This is a genomic window from Myxococcus sp. AM009, from assembly GCF_013372605.1.
GTDB classification, from domain to species: Bacteria; Myxococcota; Myxococcia; order Myxococcales; family Myxococcaceae; genus Myxococcus; species Myxococcus vastator.
The window spans coordinates 60,255-74,756 of record NZ_JABXEP010000018.1; the positions used below are offsets into that span (position 1 = coordinate 60,255).

The window sequence follows — 14,502 nt, forward strand, 5'->3', positions numbered from 1 at the left end:
AGGTGTCTCGGACGCGGGGGTGAGGAGCCGTCTCCTTCCGCTCGGCGTGACGGAAGAGCTTCAGGTGATGGACGTGGCGCCGCGCCCGCGAGAGCGGCCGGGCCTCCGCTCCCCTACCCTGCCCCGTGGCTCGCGGCCGCCATCGCGCGCCGCGCCGGGGGAGGCGAGCATGAGGACTGGAACGAGAACGCGCGAGCTCGAGTCCTTCTACCACCTGGGGCACGAGCCCCTGGGCGAGCGGGCCTGTCAGGGCACGGCCTGCTTCGTGGCGCGCCACCTCCAGCCGGAACGCTGGCGAAAGGCCCTCCAAGACGACACCCGCGTCTACTGCCTGGGCAGTTGCCATGTGGCCCCCGCCACCACCCGTGAGACGGCCCGCCCCACGGTGCAGGTGCGGGCGCCGCACGCCATCGCGCTCGAGCGAGTCATGACGGGCGGAGCACGCGCCCTGGCGGACTACACGCGCCAGGGCGGTTATGTGGCCCTGGCGCGGGCGCTGACCTCGACGCCGGAGGCGCTCGTGTCCCAAGTGGAGCGCTCCGGGCTGCGCGGCCGCGGAGGCGCGGGCTTCCCCACCGGCCGCAAGCTGCGCGCTGTGGCCGCCGCGCCTGGCGAGGAGAAGGACGTGGTGGCCAACGCGGATGAAGGTGACGCCGGCGCCTATATCGACCGCTACCTCCTGGAGGAGGACCCTCACGCCGTGCTGGAGGGGCTGCTGCTCGCGGCCTACGCGGTGGGCGCCCGCCGGGGCTTCGTCTACGTGCGCAAGGAGTACCCGCTGGCCGCGTGCGTCCTGCATGTGGCGCTGCACGAGGCGCACCGGGAGGGCCTGCTGGGCCACCACATCCTGGGCAGCAGCTTCTCCTGTGAAATCTCGCTGGAGGTGGGGCGCGGCAGCTACGTGTGTGGCGAGGAGACGGCGCTGCTCAACGCCCTGGAGGGGCGCCGGCCCTTCGTGCGCGCCCGGCCCCCCTACCCCGCCCAGGCGGGCCTCTTCGGCCGGCCCACCCTGGTGCAGAACGTGGAGACGCTCGTCAACCTCCCGTGGATTTCACGCCATGGCGGCGAAGCGTATGCGGCGCTGGGGATTGCCGGCAGTCAGGGGACGAAGGTGCTGTCGCTCAACTCCCTCTTCCACCGCCCGGGACTCTACGAGGTGGAGCTGGGTTTGCCGGTGCGCACCGTGGTGGAGGAGCTGGGCGGCGGCCTGCGCACCGGCCCGCTGAAGGGCGTCCTCATTGGAGGGCCGCTGGCGGGAGTCCTCCCCCCGCACCTGCTGGACACGCCGCTGGGCTTCGAGGAGCTCAAGGCCGTGGGGGCGTCCGTTGGGCACGGCGGGGTCGTGGCCTTCGACACGCACACGTCCATCGCCGCGCTGGTGCACCACGTCTTCTCCTTCGGGGCCTACGAGTCGTGCGGCAAGTGCACCCCCTGCCGGCTGGGAGCCCGGCACATCGAGCAGCGCTTCGCACGCGTACTGGAGACGGGCCCGGTGCCCGGCGCGGACGGCTGGGAGGACGTCGTTGAGGCGCTGCGCCTCACCAGCCTGTGCGGGCACGGCACGGGGCTGGGGGAGTTCGCCCAGAGCGTGCTGCGCCACTACCGCGAGGAGGTGGAGGCATGCTTCACATAACCGTGGATGGGCAGCCGCGCGAGTGCGCGCCGGGCACCCTCCTGGCGGCCCTGGAGGCGCTGGGCGTCAGCGTCCCCGCGCTGTGCAACGACTCACGAATGGCCCCGGTGGGGGCCTGCCGCACCTGCATCGTCGAGGTGGAGGGCTGCGCGCGCCCGGTGGCCGCCTGCACCACGCCGCTGACGGAGGGAATGGTGGTGCACACGCGCACGCCCCTGGTGGAGGCGCAGCGGCGGGTGCTGCTGCGGCTCCTGGCCTCGGAGTACCCGGCCGAGGCCGTGGCGCGGCAGCCGGACAAGCCCTTCCACCGCGCGCTGCGCGAGTACGGCCTGGAGGGCGAGCCGCGAGGGACGCACCAAGCCGCGCTGCGGGACGACTCGCACCCCTACATCCACGTGGACATGTCCCAGTGCATCCACTGCTACCGCTGCGTCCGCATCTGCGACGAGGTGCAGGGGCAGTTCGTCTGGCGGGTGTGGAACCGGGGCGCCGGGACGCGCATCCTCCCGGATGGGCCCAACCTGCGGGAGAGCAGCTGCGTCTCCTGCGGCGCCTGCGTGGACACCTGCCCCACCGGCGCGCTGGAGGACCGGACGCTCCTGGACCAGGGCTGGCCCGAGACCTGGACGCGCACCACCTGCCCCTACTGTGGGGTGGGCTGCGAAATGGACGTGGGCACCCGCGGCGGGCGCATCGTCACCGTGCGGCCCTCGCGCGAGGGCCCTTCCAACCGGGGCCACCTGTGCTCCAAGGGCCGCTATGCCTTCGGCTTCGGCGAGGCGCCGGACCGAATCACCGTGCCGCTCTTGCGCGAGCACGGAGGCTGGCGCCGCGCCTCGTGGGATGAGGCGCTGGGCTTCATCGCCCAGCGGCTGCGACACCTGCGGGCGGCGAGTGGGCCGGACGCGGTGGGCATGCTGGGCTCGGCGCGGGCCACCAACGAGGAGAACTACCTGGCGCAGAAGCTGGCCCGCGTGGTGCTTGGCACGAGCAACGTGGACTGCTGCGCGCGCGTGTGCCACGCCCCCAGCGCCGCGGCGCTGGAGCGGATGCTGGGCATGGGCGCGGCCACCAACTCCTTCGAGGATGTCGAGCACGCGCGCACCCTGCTGGTGGCCGGCAGCAACACCACGGAGTGCCACCCCGTCGTCGGCGCCCGGCTGAAGCAGGCGGTGCTGCGCGGAGCGAAGCTCATCGTCATCGACTCGCGGCGCACCGAACTGGCGCGCTACGCGGACGTGCACCTCCAGCCCCGGGCGGGCACCGACGTTCCGCTGCTCAACGCGCTGGCCCACGTGGTGGTGGATGAGCGCCTGTGCGACGAGGACTTCCTGCGCGAGCGCGTGGAGGCGGTGGAGGACTTCCGGGCCTTCATCCTGGACTGGACGCCCGAGCGCGCCGCGGACCTATGCGGGGTGGACGCGGAGGCCATCCGTCAGGCGGCGCGGCTGTATGCCACGCACGGCCCATCCATGATGGTCCACGGGCTGGGCATGACGGAGCACGTCCAGGGCACGGAGTCCGTCATGACGCTCATCAACCTGGCACTGCTGACGGGGAACCTCGGCGGGCCGGGCACCGGCGTGAACCCGATGCGCGGGCAGAACAACGTGCAGGGCTCCGCGCACATGGGCTGCGAGCCGGGGCACCTGACGGGCTACGTCCCGCTGGAGTTGAACCGTGCGCGCTTCGAGGCGGCCTGGGGCACGCCCCTGTCGGCGGCGCCCGGCCTGGACCTGATGGAGATGATGGACGCGGCGCGCCAGGGGCGGCTCAAGGCGCTGTGGGCCTTCGGCTACGACGTGCTGCTCACCAATCCCGAAGCGCGCGCCACGCGCGAGGCGCTGGAGCGGCTGGAGTTGCTGGTGGTGCAGGACCTGTTCCTCAACGAAACGGCGCGGGCATGTGGCCACGTCTTCCTGCCCGCGTGCACGTCGTTCGAGAAGGACGGCACCTTCATGAATGGTGAGCGGCGCGTGCAGCGGGTGCGCCGGGCGCTGCCGCCCGTCGACGAGTCGTTGCCGGACTGGGAGATTCTCTGCCGCGCGGCGCGGGCCCTGGGGCACCCCGAGGGTTTTGCCTTCCAATCCCCGGAGGAAGTCTGGGACGAGGTGCGGCGGGTGTGGCCGGCGGGAGCGGGGCTTTCCTATGCGCGGCTGGACATGGGAGGCCTGCAGTGGCCCTGCCCCGACGAGGCGCACCCGGGCACACGGCTGCTGCACACACACCCATTCGCAAGCGGTTTCCGGGCGGCGCTGCGCCGCATTGACTCCCGGCCCGCGCCGGAGGCGCGCACGGACGACCATCCCTTCGTGCTGATGACGGGCCGGCGCCTGTACCAGTTCAACGCGGGGACGATGACGCTGCGCACCCCCCACGCGCTGCTGCAGCCCGGCGACTGGCTAGACATGGCCCCGGCGGACGCGGACCGGCTGGGGCTGGAGGATGGCGCGCGGGTGCGGGTGTGCAGTCGCCATGGCGCGGTGGAGCTGCCCATGCGCCGGGCCGAGGGCCTGCGCCCCGGCGAGCTCTTCACCACCTTCCACACCGCCGAGGTCTTCATCAACGCCGTCATCGGCCCGCAGCGGGACGAGTCCACCCACACGCCCGATTACAAGGTGACTGCCGTGCGGGTTGAGCGAGCCGGGAGGTTCCCACCGGCGTCCGGTGGGTCATGGGGCGCCCCCGAACCCGAGCGGCCGCTGGAGTGACCGTGCGAAGGGTGAAGGGGCGCCCTCGGCGCAACAGCGGGACCCGGCGCCAGTTGGAGCAGTCGCTCCGTCTGGCGGAGGCCCGGCTCGCCGGGCTCGTCTCCAGCAACGTCGACGCCATCATCTCCGTGGACACGGAGCAGCGCATCACCCACTTCAACGAGGGCGCGGAGCACATCTTCGGCTACTCCGCCCAGGAAGCCGTGGGCCAGCGCCTGGACCTGCTCCTCCCCGAGCGATACCAGCAGGTACACCGCACGCACGTGCGGCAGTTCGCGGCGGGCACCCGGGCCTCCCGGCTGATGGGAGAGCGGCGCGCCATCGTCGGCCAGCGCAAGGGCGGTCAGGAGTTCCCCGCGGAGGCCAGCATCTCGAAGGTGGAGGTGGATGGGACGACCCTGCTCACCGTCATCCTTCGCGACGTCTCCGCCCGAATGCGCGCGGAGGAGGTGCTCCGCAACAGCGAGGAGCGCTTCCGGACCGCGTTCGAGGATGCCCCCATCGGCATGGCCCTGGTCGGACTGGACGGCCGGTTCCTGAACGTGAACGGCTCCATGTGCGACATCGTCGGCTACCCGCCGGAGGAGCTCCTCACCCGAACCGTCCGGGACCTCACCTGGCCCGAGGACCTGGAGCTGGACGTGGTGAACGCACAGCGGCTGCTCGATGGAGACGTTCGTTCCTTCCAGCGGGAGAAGCGCTACCTCCACAAGCAGGGCCACCTCGTGAGCGTGTTGCTGACCAGCTCACTGGTGCGTGACGCCCAGGGGAGGCCGCTCCACTTCATCGCGCAGGTCCAGGACATCTCCGAGCGCAAGCAGCTCGAGCAGGCCCTGCGCTTCCTGGCGGAGGCGGGGCCCCAGCTCGCCCGTTTCCTGGAGCCCCGGGCGACACTCGCCACCGTGACCCGGCTCGCCGTCCCGGCGCTGGCGGACTGGTGCGTGGTCGACCTGCTGGATGACAACGGACAGCTCACTGCGGTGGAGTGCCTGGCGGCCTCGCCGGAGAAGTCCCGGCTGTTGCACGAGCTGCTCACCACCTATCCGCATGACCCGTCACGCCAGGGAGACATCGTCGCCGGAGTCCTCCGGACGGGCCGGCCCGTCCTCCTCCCACCGTCCCCAGCCAGGGCGTTCGAGGCGGCGGCCGAGGACGACCGCCACCTGGAGCTGCTGCGCCGCCTCGCGCCGGTCTCGGGGCTCGTCGTTCCCCTGCGCGCCCGGGAGCGCGTCCTGGGCGCAATCATCCTCTGGACCTCCGAGTCGGGGCGCCACTACGGGGCCCGTGACCTGGCCCTGGCCGAGGAGCTCGCCAGTCGCGCCGCGCTCGCCATCGACAATGCCCGGCTCCACGAGAAGTCCGCGCAGGCGACCCGCCTTCGCGACGAGGTCCTGCGCATCGTCGCCCATGATCTCCGCACCCCCCTGAACGTCATCGCCCTGAGCGCGGGGACGCTCCTGAAGCGCACGCCCGAGCAGCGGGCCACCGACACCCGGCCGCTCGAGTCCATCCGGAAGGCGGTGGACCGCGCGAACAGGCTCATCCAGGACCTGCTGGACGTCGCCAGGCTGGACGCCGGCCACCTGCCGATGGAGCGCGGCCCGCTGGAGACCGGGGCGCTCGTCCGGGAGGCCGTCGACCTGCACCGCGCGCTCGCGGAGGCCCGCGCCATCCAGCTCACGGCGGACGTCCCGCAAGCCTCCCCTCCCGTCCTCGCCGACCATGGCCGGGTGCTACAGATCTTCTCGAACCTGCTGGGCAACGCCCTCAAGTTCACGCCCGAGGGCGGACGGATCTCTGTCCGGGCCGTGCCCGAGGGGCGCATGATGCGCTTCTCCGTGAGGGACACGGGGTGCGGGATTCCCACGGAGCATCAGCCTCACCTCTTCGAGGCCTTCTGGCAGGCCCGCGCGGGGAGCAAGGACGGCGCCGGTCTGGGGCTCGCCATCGTCAAGGGGCTCGTCGATGCCCACGGCGGCCGTGTCTGGGTGGAGAGCCAGCCGGGCGTGGGGAGCACCTTCTCCTTCACGCTCCCCACGTTGCCGCGGGCCGGCCAGCAGCTCACGCACCACGCGTGAGCCGCGCCGGGCTCACCGCGGCGGCGGCGCGGGCTCCGCCGTCTCCGGGGCCTCGGGTGGACTGGCCCCGCCCGGAGGAGGCGGACCTTCCCGCACCGGCAACTCCAACCGCCTCCACGCCGTCATGCCCCCGAGCAGATTCGAGACGCGCGCGAAGCCATGGCTCAGCAGGATGCTCACGGCGAGCCCGGCCCGGTGGCCCACGCTGCACGTCACCGCCACCGGGAGGTCCGGGCGCAGGCCCAGCCGGGGGAGGCGCTCCTCCAGCTCCCCGACGTAGACATGGCGCGCATCCGGGATGTGGCCCTGCTCGAACTCGGACAGCTCGCGCACGTCCAGCGTCTGGAAGTCCTCGGCCTGGGCGAAGAGCTCCTCGGGCGTCAGCGTGCCTCCGCGCGCGACGGGCAGGCCGGCGTTGCGCCATGCGCTGAAGCCTCCGGAGAGGACCCCCTCCACCTCGTCGAGGCCGACGCGGGCCAGCGCCAGCACCGCCTCCCCCGGGTCGGCGAGCTCCGGCAGGACGAGGAACAGCGGTGTGAAGGGCCGCGCCACCACCTGGCCTCCGAACACGGCCAGCCCCTTCAACCAGACATTCAGCGAGCCGGCGATGTGGCCCGCCGCGAAGGCCTCGGGTTCGCGGGCGTCCAGGACGACGCCGCACTGGAGCGCTCGCTGGAAGCCGCTCGGGGACAGGAAGGGGATGGCCGCGGACTCAGGGGAGAGGGGGATGCCGCCGCGCAGGTTCACCTCCTCCATGCGCGAGAAGTACGACGGCCGGGGCAGCCGCTCTCGCACCTTGTGCTGGATGAAGTCGCCGCGCGTAAGGGTGAAGACGGGGTTGTGGTGGCGCTCGAAGCCGAGCGTCGTCGGCTCCCGGTCGGCGATGTCGCCGCCGCACACCGAGCCGGCGCCGTGCGCGGGGAGGACGAGCGCCTGGTCTCCCAGGGGCAGCACCTTCTGGTGGAGGGCGTCGTAGAGGCGCGCGGCGTTCTCGGGTGTGCGCTCCGGGTCCTCCAGGTCGGTGCGCCCGGTCGCCCCGGCGAAGAGCGCGTCGCCGGTGAAGACGCCCCAGGCCAGCGCGTGGTGGGCATCAAGGTAGACCGCCCAGCTCGTGCTCTCCGGCGTGTGGCCCGGCGTGTGGAGGGTCACCAGGGTCAGGCCGCCCAGGTGCAACCGCTCGTGCTCACCCACCTGCATGCCTGCATGACCGGTGATGGGGTGCTTGCCCGCCACCACCTGGGCGTCCGTGAGGCGAGCAAGCTCCGCGGTGCCCTGGACGAAGTCCTCCTGGCGGTGCGTCTGCAGCACATAGCGCAGGCGCAAGCCCTGGCTCCGGAGCACGTCGAGGTACACCCCGACGTCACGTCGCGGATCCACCACGAGCGCCTCACCCTCGCTGCCTAGGACATAGGAGACGTGGGCGAGCCCCGCGGTCTTGATGGCCTGGAAGTACATGGACACGGCCCTCCCTGGCTGAGAGTAGGAGCTCGCCCCGGGGTTGGGGAGCGCGGGCGAGCCAGGGTGCTGCCCGCCTGGGCCCTCTGGAGCCCAGCGCCCATGCGCCTGCCCCTTCACGCTGGACCCCGAAGGCCGGCACCTGCCGGAGCCGCCAGGAGGATGACGCGTCAGGCCGCTCCGCGCCGGACCTGCCCGTGGAGGGGCGGAGCCGCGGCCTCTGCTCGCGGCGCATGCGCCTTGGTGGCGCCGCGCCAGCGCGCGAGCACCAGGGGCAGCGAAGCCACCGCCACGCCGGCGGCGACGCGCGCCCAGTCGTCCACATCCAGCGGGCGCAGCATCAGCAGGTGCGCCAGGGCCGGCACCTGGATGAGGAGCAGCGACACGCCGGTCGTCAACGCGCAGACCCAGCGCGCCGTGCGCGTCCGCAGGCCCGTGAGCACGGCCGCGAACACGGCGCTCGCGAGCGTGAGCGAGGCCACCGCCGCCGCGCGTCCATGCTCGACGTCGCTCCCCGCGCCCAGGCTCCGGTCGTAGCTCCACACCAGCCCCACGGTCATCAAGCCCCCCACCAGCGCGAGCAGGCTCCAGTCCCCCGCCGAGAAGAAGCGCGCGGCACCCCGGCGTCTCACGGGCGCCAGGCGCCCCGAGCGCGCCGCGGCCTGGAAGGCCAGCATCGCCGTGGGATGGATGATGAGCTCCAGCCAGACGATGTGGACGGGCAGGTACAGGAGCGGGTAGCCCGCCAGGGGCACCAGCGCCGCCGTCACCACCAGCGGGATGTGGATGAGCAGCAGGTAGAGAAAGCAGGCCTGGAGGTTGCGGAAGAGCTGGCGGCCCTCGGCGATGGCCCGCACCAGCGTGCCGAAGTCATCGTCCAACAGGACGATGGAGGCCACCTCACGCGCGCTGCGAGTCCCCCGCTCCCCCATGGCGATGCCCACGTCCGCCGCCTGGAGCGCCGGCACATCGTTCACGCCATCCCCCGTGGCCGCTACCACCTCCCCTCGCCGCTGGAGCGCCGCCACCAGCGCGTACTTCTGCGCTGGCACCGCGCGGGCCACCACGTCCACGTCCGGCACGGCGACGCCCTCGTTCAGCCGGGCCTCCAGCGCCTCGCCGGTGAGCACCCGGGGCCGCGCGCCACCGAGCCCCAACTGGCGAGCCACCGCCAGGGCCGTCGCAGGGTGATCACCCGTCACCATCACCGTTCGCAGTCCGGCCTCCTCGCACTCCCGCACCGCCTCCCGCACGCCCGGGCGCACCGGGTCCTCGAAGGCCACGAGCCCCAGGAATTGAAACCCCCGGTCCGGCTCACCGCCTCGCCAGGAGGCGGAGTCGAGCGGCTGGCTCGCGCAGGCGATGACCTTGCGCCCGTCGGCCGCGAGCGCCGACACGCGCCGCGCCCAGTCCATGCGCGCGTCGGCCTCCAGCGCGCAGAGGTCCACGACCCGCTCCGGCGCGCCCTTCACGGCGGCCAGCAAGCGCCCCTCCACGTCGTCCACCACCGCCGTCTCACGTCGGCGCTCCTCGGTGAAGGGGAAGGTGGCCTGGGCGCTCGGGCGGACCACGCCGGGCCGTGCGCGCGCGGCCTCTTCGAGCAGCGCGGCGTCGAGCGGATCCCTCCCCTCCTCACGCGACGCGAGCGCCGCGGTCCACAGCAGCGCGTCGGCCTGGACGCCCGGTGCCGGCAGCACGCGCGTCACCCGCAGGCGGCCCTCTGTCAGCGTGCCCGTCTTGTCCGAGCAGATGCAGGTGACCCGGCCGATGTTCTCCACGGAGACCGAGCGCCGCACCAGGGCCTGCCTCCGGGCCAGCCGGTACACGCCCGCGCCGAGGAAGAAGGTGAAGGCCACCGGAAACTCCTCGGGCAGTGCCGCCACCGCGAGCGTGACCGCGCTCAGCAGCGCATCCATCCACCCGAAGCCCTGGCGCCAGCGCACGAACGCGAGCACCGCGCACATCACCGCGGCCACGCCCATCAGCACCGCCACCAGGTGGGCCACGGCCTGCTGAAGCGGCGTGCGCGCGTGTGCGCCCTGCGTGGCCGAGCGCACGATGCTCCCGTAGAGCGTCTCCCGCCCGGTGAAGACGATGCGCACCCAGGCCGTCCCCGTCAGCAGCCTCGTTCCGGCGAGCCCCCAATGCGAGCCCTCCACCGCCGGCTCGTCTCCCGAAGGGAGGCGGGACAGGGGCCGCTTGCGCACGGGCAGCGCTTCGCCGGTGAGTGAAGACTCCTCGGCTTGCAGGCCCTCTCCACGGAGGACCACCCCGTCCGCGGGGAAGTGCTCGCCAGCACGCACGCGCGCCAGGTCACCCACGACCAGCTCGTCCGCGGGCACCACCTGTTCATGCCCCGCGCGCAGCACGGTGGCGCGCGCGGCCAGCCGGCTCCGCAGGCCGGCGGTAGAGGCGCGCGTCCGACGATGCAGGAACGCGTCCATGCCGAGCAGCGGGACGATGGCCAGCAGCAACACCAGGCCTTCGGTCCGCGCTCCCAGCACGAAATAGAGCCCGCTCGTTCCCACGAGGAACCAGAGCATCGGGTCTCCGGCGGTCTCTCGCAGAACGTGGAGCCACGAGCGATGGGGCCGTGCCAGCACGTCATTGCGCCCGTAGCGAGCCCGCCGCTCGCTCACCTCGTCCATGTCGAGGCCGCGAGCATCGTCCAGCGGCGCGGGAAGGCGCCGGATGGGGACAGGGATTCGCATGACCGCCGCTCCAGGACGAAGCTGGAGGTCAGGGCGGGGGATGGCAACCCAGCGCCCAGGGCTTGCTTCCCCGGGTGTGGCACGGACCCTCCGTGTCCGGCGGCAACATGCCGGGCGCCTGACAGCCAACCCTCTCCCAGGCACTGCTGGCGTGGTGGCGCCTCGCGTCCAGCTTACGCCCCTTGAAAGGAAGGTGGCCCAGGACTGGGTGCGCGGCACCGGCGAGGAGCTGTGGCGGAGCGACGGCACGCGGTGGGGACGAGGATGTTGCAGGAGCTGGTCCCGGGCGTGAAGGGCTCCGTGCCCTTCCCCCGGTACTTCATCCGCTCCGGCCGGAACGTCTTCTTCCTCGCTGATGACCTGGCCACGGGCGAGGAGTGGTGGGGCGTCCCCGCGCGCGAGCTGGACTGAGCTTCAGCGCAACAGGACCTCCGAGGGTTGGAGTTCCGCCTCCGTCAGCGCCTTCGCCTCCTGGTAGCAGGCGCTGACGTCGTGGTTGCCCTTGAAGCCGCACGAATCCTGGAGCGTGAGATCCCAGAGTTCGGTACCGCTGTCCGGGTGGAAGGCGACGAAGAAGACGCGCTCGCCCACGCGCGTGAAGCCGAACGGAGAGGAGCTCACCGCACCCGGCGCTATGTCCTGCAGCAGCCGTGTCCCGCGGACCGTCCCATCTGTCACGAACAGCTCCGTGCCCGTCCCTTCCCCATTTGCCGGAAAGAAGACGAGGCCCTCCACCGCGAACAGCTCGGTGATGAACTCATCGGACAGGCTCAGCGGCCGGTACAGCAGCTTCGTGCCGGACCCCGTCCCGTCGCTCACCCAGAGCTGGACGTCGCGCGGGGCGGGCCCCGTGCTGGTGAAGGCAACGGTCAAGAAGACCTGCTGGCCCGTGGTCGCGGAAGCCGTGATGTAGGGCTCGGCGTCCGGCATGCCGGCGTAGGGGTTGGGAATGGTCCTGATGCGCTTCGGGTCATCATCCCCCACCTTCACCCTGTATAGCGCCAGCGTGGAGCTGGACGCATCGTACGTCGTGAAGAACAAGGAGCCCCGCGCCTCCTGGAGGATGGTCGGAAAGGAGCTGACGGGACCGCGCTCGAGGTCCTTGACGAGCTCCGTGCAGGAGCGCGAGCCATTGGTCATCCACAGCTCCTCCCCATGGTCCGGGTCCGTGGCGACGAAATAGACGAAGTCACCCGCGGCACGCAGCTCTCGCGGGTTCGAGCTCGTCGGCCCCGGGGAGATGTCCTTCAACAGCTTCGTGCCAGAGCGGGAGCCGTCGGAGCGCCACAGCTCGTTCCCGTGCTGCGGGTCCGCGAGCGGGAAGAAGAGCAGGTCATCCACCACGGCGACCTGGAAGCCCACGGAGGAGCCCGGCCCGAAGTCCCGGACCCGCACCGTCCCCCTCGCGGTGCCGTCCGACGTCCACAGCTCGGTCCGCCCCGGAGTCTCCGGCGTCTCAGGCAACCTGCGGAAGAAGAACAGCGTCTTTCCAACCGCAGTGAGGTTCTCCAGCCGTGAACTCGCGGGTCCCGGCGTGAGGTCCTCCACCAGCCGTGTCCCGCCCCGCGTCCCGTCGGACACCCAGAGCTCGGTGCCATGATCCGAATCGCCCACGACGAAGAAGAGCCTGTTGCCTACAGGGGTCAGGCCGAACAGGAGGTTGGTGCTGCCATCCGGGCGCAGGGCCGGGAACGACTCGACGTCATCCGTACCCGCCCGGGAGCCGTCGCTCCGCCATAGTTCCTTGGGCCCCTCATCGAAGTTCACGGCGAAGTAGAGCTTGCCGCGAAAGCTCACGCGGCTCTCTGGGTACGGGCTCACAGTCCAAGGCTGTTCGCCGGGGAAGATGTCCTCGACGAGCCGCGCCCGCCCTGGCGTCGGGCGCGCCCATTGAGCAGCCAGCGCCCCTTCCCCCGAATCGGGAAGGCTCAGCTCTTCCATGATGGGCTCGCCCGTGAACGGGGCCTCGTCCGGAGGCGACGCGCCACAACCCACCACCATCGCGCAAGACAGCACCACGCCACGCAACGCCCTCATCTTCCACCTCCACCGCCGGCCCACAGCCGACCCGCAAGGACCCGAGCAGCTACCCACCCCACAGCGTGCCGAAGTCAGGCTTCCCTTCCCGCGCCATGTGCGTGCCCCTCGGTCTGAGACAGCGCCAAGGTCGCGCTTCCCCGCGCGCGCGCCATCTACCCGAAGAGGCAGCCTGCGCCGCGGGCGGCGCGGACTGTCTCGCGGGCGGCGGTGCCCGCGACTGCCGCGCAGGTGGGGAACGCGCCCTCCGTCCCCAGAATGCCGCTCCACCCGGCCCCTGCCGCGCCTTCAAGGAGCAACCGATGATGAAGCCCTTGCGTCCCTTTCCGGTGCTGCTGGCCCTCCTGGCCGGCTGCGCCCCGACGGTGGACGACGAGCCTGGCCCTTCCGGGGAAGACCCCGGGTTGTCAGCGCTGGCCCGGCGCGAGTGGGCACCGTGTGGTTCCACGCCCAGCAGGCTCAGGGACCTCGGCGCCACGAGCGTCTACGTCTACGCCCTGGTCCACGGGGAGGGCGTCCTCTTCTTCGCCGCGAACGATGGCGTCCATGGCACCGAGCTCTGGAAGAGCAGCGGCACGGGAGGCGCCGGGACTGTCATGGTGAGGGATATCGCGCGGGGGCTGGAGAGCTCGGGGCCCACGGAGCTGACCATGGTGGGGGACCAGCTCTTCTTTCTCGCGGATGACGACGTGCGAGGCCGCGCCCTGTGGGCGAGCGATGGCACCGAGGCGGGCACGTACCTGGTGAAGCGAGTGCTCCCCATCGACGCCAGCTTCGGTGAGGGCCAGACGCTGGTGGCCTACAAGGACCGGATCTACTTCTCCACCGTGGTCCCCGATGGCACGGATGGGTACGAGCTGTGGACGAGCGATGGCACCGAGGCGGGCACCTTCATGGTGGAGGATACCGCCCCCGGCCAGGCCAGCTCCTTCCCGCGCCGCTTCATCGTCCACGACGGGTTTCTCTACTTCGTCATCAGCATGGAGGATGAGAACTGGCTGGTGCGCAGTGACGGCGGGCCGGGCTTCACCCCCTTGCTCAAGGTGCCCGACGACTCGCTCAACGACGAGGCGCGAATCTTCCGCATGAAGTCGGTGGGCCGGAAGCTCTTCTTCCTGGTGGACGTCAACGACGGCGAGGCCAGCCTCTACGTCACGGAGGGCACTGCCTCCAGCACGCGCCCGCTCCGCTTCTTTCCGGGGCGCTACCCCCACGACCTGGTGGCGCTCCACGGCAAGCTGTACTTCAGCGCCGGCTCGGGGCTGCCCGAGGGAGAGGAGCTGTGGGTGAGCGACGGCACGGCCTCCGGCACGCGGCGGGTGAAGGACCTCCGCCCAGGCGCCACGGGTTCGGAGCCCGCCTCCCTGGCGGTGAGCGGAGGGCGTCTCTACTTCGCCGCGGATGATGGCTTGCACGGACGCGAGCTGTGGGTGACCGACGGCACGGCCTCCGGCACGCGGCTCTTCAGGGACATCGTGCCCGGAGCCAAGGGGTCCTCCCCCGAGAACGTGACGGCCCTCCAGGACTGGCTGTTCTTCAGCGCGACGACGCCGGGACGTGGGGCCGAGCCATGGGTGAGTGACGGCACGGCCTCCGGCACGCGGGCGCTCGGCGAGGTGGCGCCAGGCCCGGCCTCATCTTCGCCGCGCGACTTCATCCGCTCCGGCTGGGACGTGTTCTTCACCGCCGAGCAAAGCACCGGGCGCGAGCTGTATGCCCTGCCCTTCCGTCCCGAGGAGCACTGCGCGCGGGCGCGCTAGCGCGAGCCGCCCGCACGCTGCTCACCCGTGAGCAGCCGCGCCAGACGCCCGGGCCCGTGGCCAACGCGCAGGGCACACCCACCTTGGCGGGCACCATGCCCCTCCCTCCTCTCCCCC

8 protein-coding genes are annotated in these 14,502 nt (G+C 71.9%); 5 read left to right on the plus strand and 3 right to left on the minus strand.

The genetic code is table 11. The features are described from left to right. Positions 1-169: 169 nt before the first annotated feature. The 3 genes from HV824_RS06975 to HV824_RS06985 are packed head-to-tail and all read left to right on the plus strand — an operon-like array spanning position 170 to position 6,422. Positions 170-1,633 carry an NADH-quinone oxidoreductase subunit F gene (locus tag HV824_RS06975; protein ID WP_176422934.1) on the plus strand — a complete coding sequence of 488 codons (1,464 nt, stop codon included), beginning with the start codon at positions 170-172 and terminating at the stop codon, positions 1,631-1,633. Continuing rightward, a complete protein-coding gene (gene fdhF / locus HV824_RS06980) occupies positions 1,621-4,344 on the plus strand; it encodes a formate dehydrogenase subunit alpha (protein WP_176422935.1) in 2,724 nt (907 codons plus the stop codon). Before HV824_RS06975 ends, fdhF begins: the two co-directional genes overlap by 13 nt. A gap of 2 nt (positions 4,345-4,346) precedes the next feature. Continuing rightward, positions 4,347-6,422 (plus strand): PAS domain S-box protein, encoded by a 2,076-nt coding sequence (locus tag HV824_RS06985; protein ID WP_368738030.1) that lies wholly within the window; start codon positions 4,347-4,349, stop codon positions 6,420-6,422. 12 nt (positions 6,423-6,434) lie between these two features. Here the strand turns inward: HV824_RS06985 and HV824_RS06990 are convergent, their stop codons facing one another. Both HV824_RS06990 and HV824_RS06995 read right to left on the minus strand, forming a co-directional pair. Then, positions 6,435-7,877, minus strand: a complete 1,443-nt coding sequence (locus HV824_RS06990; RefSeq protein WP_176417684.1) for a rhodanese-like domain-containing protein — start codon at positions 7,875-7,877, stop codon at positions 6,435-6,437. Positions 7,878-8,047: 170 nt separating this feature from the next. Continuing rightward, the gene (locus tag HV824_RS06995) at positions 8,048-10,588 is read right to left on the minus strand and encodes a cation-transporting P-type ATPase (protein ID WP_176417678.1); all 2,541 of its coding nucleotides are present in this window, start codon (positions 10,586-10,588) and stop codon (positions 8,048-8,050) included. A 264-nt stretch (positions 10,589-10,852) separates the two neighbouring features. On the opposite strand from HV824_RS06995, the gene HV824_RS07000 reads away from it, so the two are divergent. Continuing rightward, the gene (locus HV824_RS07000; protein ID WP_176417679.1) at positions 10,853-10,999 is read left to right on the plus strand and encodes a hypothetical protein; all 147 of its coding nucleotides are present in this window, start codon (positions 10,853-10,855) and stop codon (positions 10,997-10,999) included. Positions 11,000-11,002: 3 nt separating this feature from the next. Here HV824_RS07000 and HV824_RS07005 read toward each other — a convergent pair whose 3' ends face one another. Beyond that, the gene (locus HV824_RS07005; RefSeq protein ID WP_176417680.1) at positions 11,003-12,625 is read right to left on the minus strand and encodes an ELWxxDGT repeat protein; all 1,623 of its coding nucleotides are present in this window, start codon (positions 12,623-12,625) and stop codon (positions 11,003-11,005) included. A 302-nt stretch (positions 12,626-12,927) separates the two neighbouring features. On the opposite strand from HV824_RS07005, the gene HV824_RS07010 reads away from it, so the two are divergent. Beyond that, the gene (locus HV824_RS07010) at positions 12,928-14,385 is read left to right on the plus strand and encodes an ELWxxDGT repeat protein (protein ID WP_255207823.1); all 1,458 of its coding nucleotides are present in this window, start codon (positions 12,928-12,930) and stop codon (positions 14,383-14,385) included. Positions 14,386-14,502: the final 117 nt, after the last annotated feature.

Coding starts and splice junctions, on each gene's coding strand:
- HV824_RS07005 (WP_176417680.1), bottom strand. CDS start 12,625: ATGAGGGCGTTGCGTGGCGTGGTGCTGTCTTGCGCGATGGTGGTGGGT.
- HV824_RS06990 (WP_176417684.1), bottom strand. CDS start 7,877: ATGTACTTCCAGGCCATCAAGACCGCGGGGCTCGCCCACGTCTCCTAT.
- HV824_RS06995 (WP_176417678.1), bottom strand. CDS start 10,588: ATGCGAATCCCTGTCCCCATCCGGCGCCTTCCCGCGCCGCTGGACGAT.
- fdhF (WP_176422935.1), top strand. CDS start 1,621: ATGCTTCACATAACCGTGGATGGGCAGCCGCGCGAGTGCGCGCCGGGC.
- HV824_RS07010 (WP_255207823.1), top strand. CDS start 12,928: ATGATGAAGCCCTTGCGTCCCTTTCCGGTGCTGCTGGCCCTCCTGGCC.
- HV824_RS06975 (WP_176422934.1), top strand. CDS start 170: ATGAGGACTGGAACGAGAACGCGCGAGCTCGAGTCCTTCTACCACCTG.
- HV824_RS07000 (WP_176417679.1), top strand. CDS start 10,853: ATGTTGCAGGAGCTGGTCCCGGGCGTGAAGGGCTCCGTGCCCTTCCCC.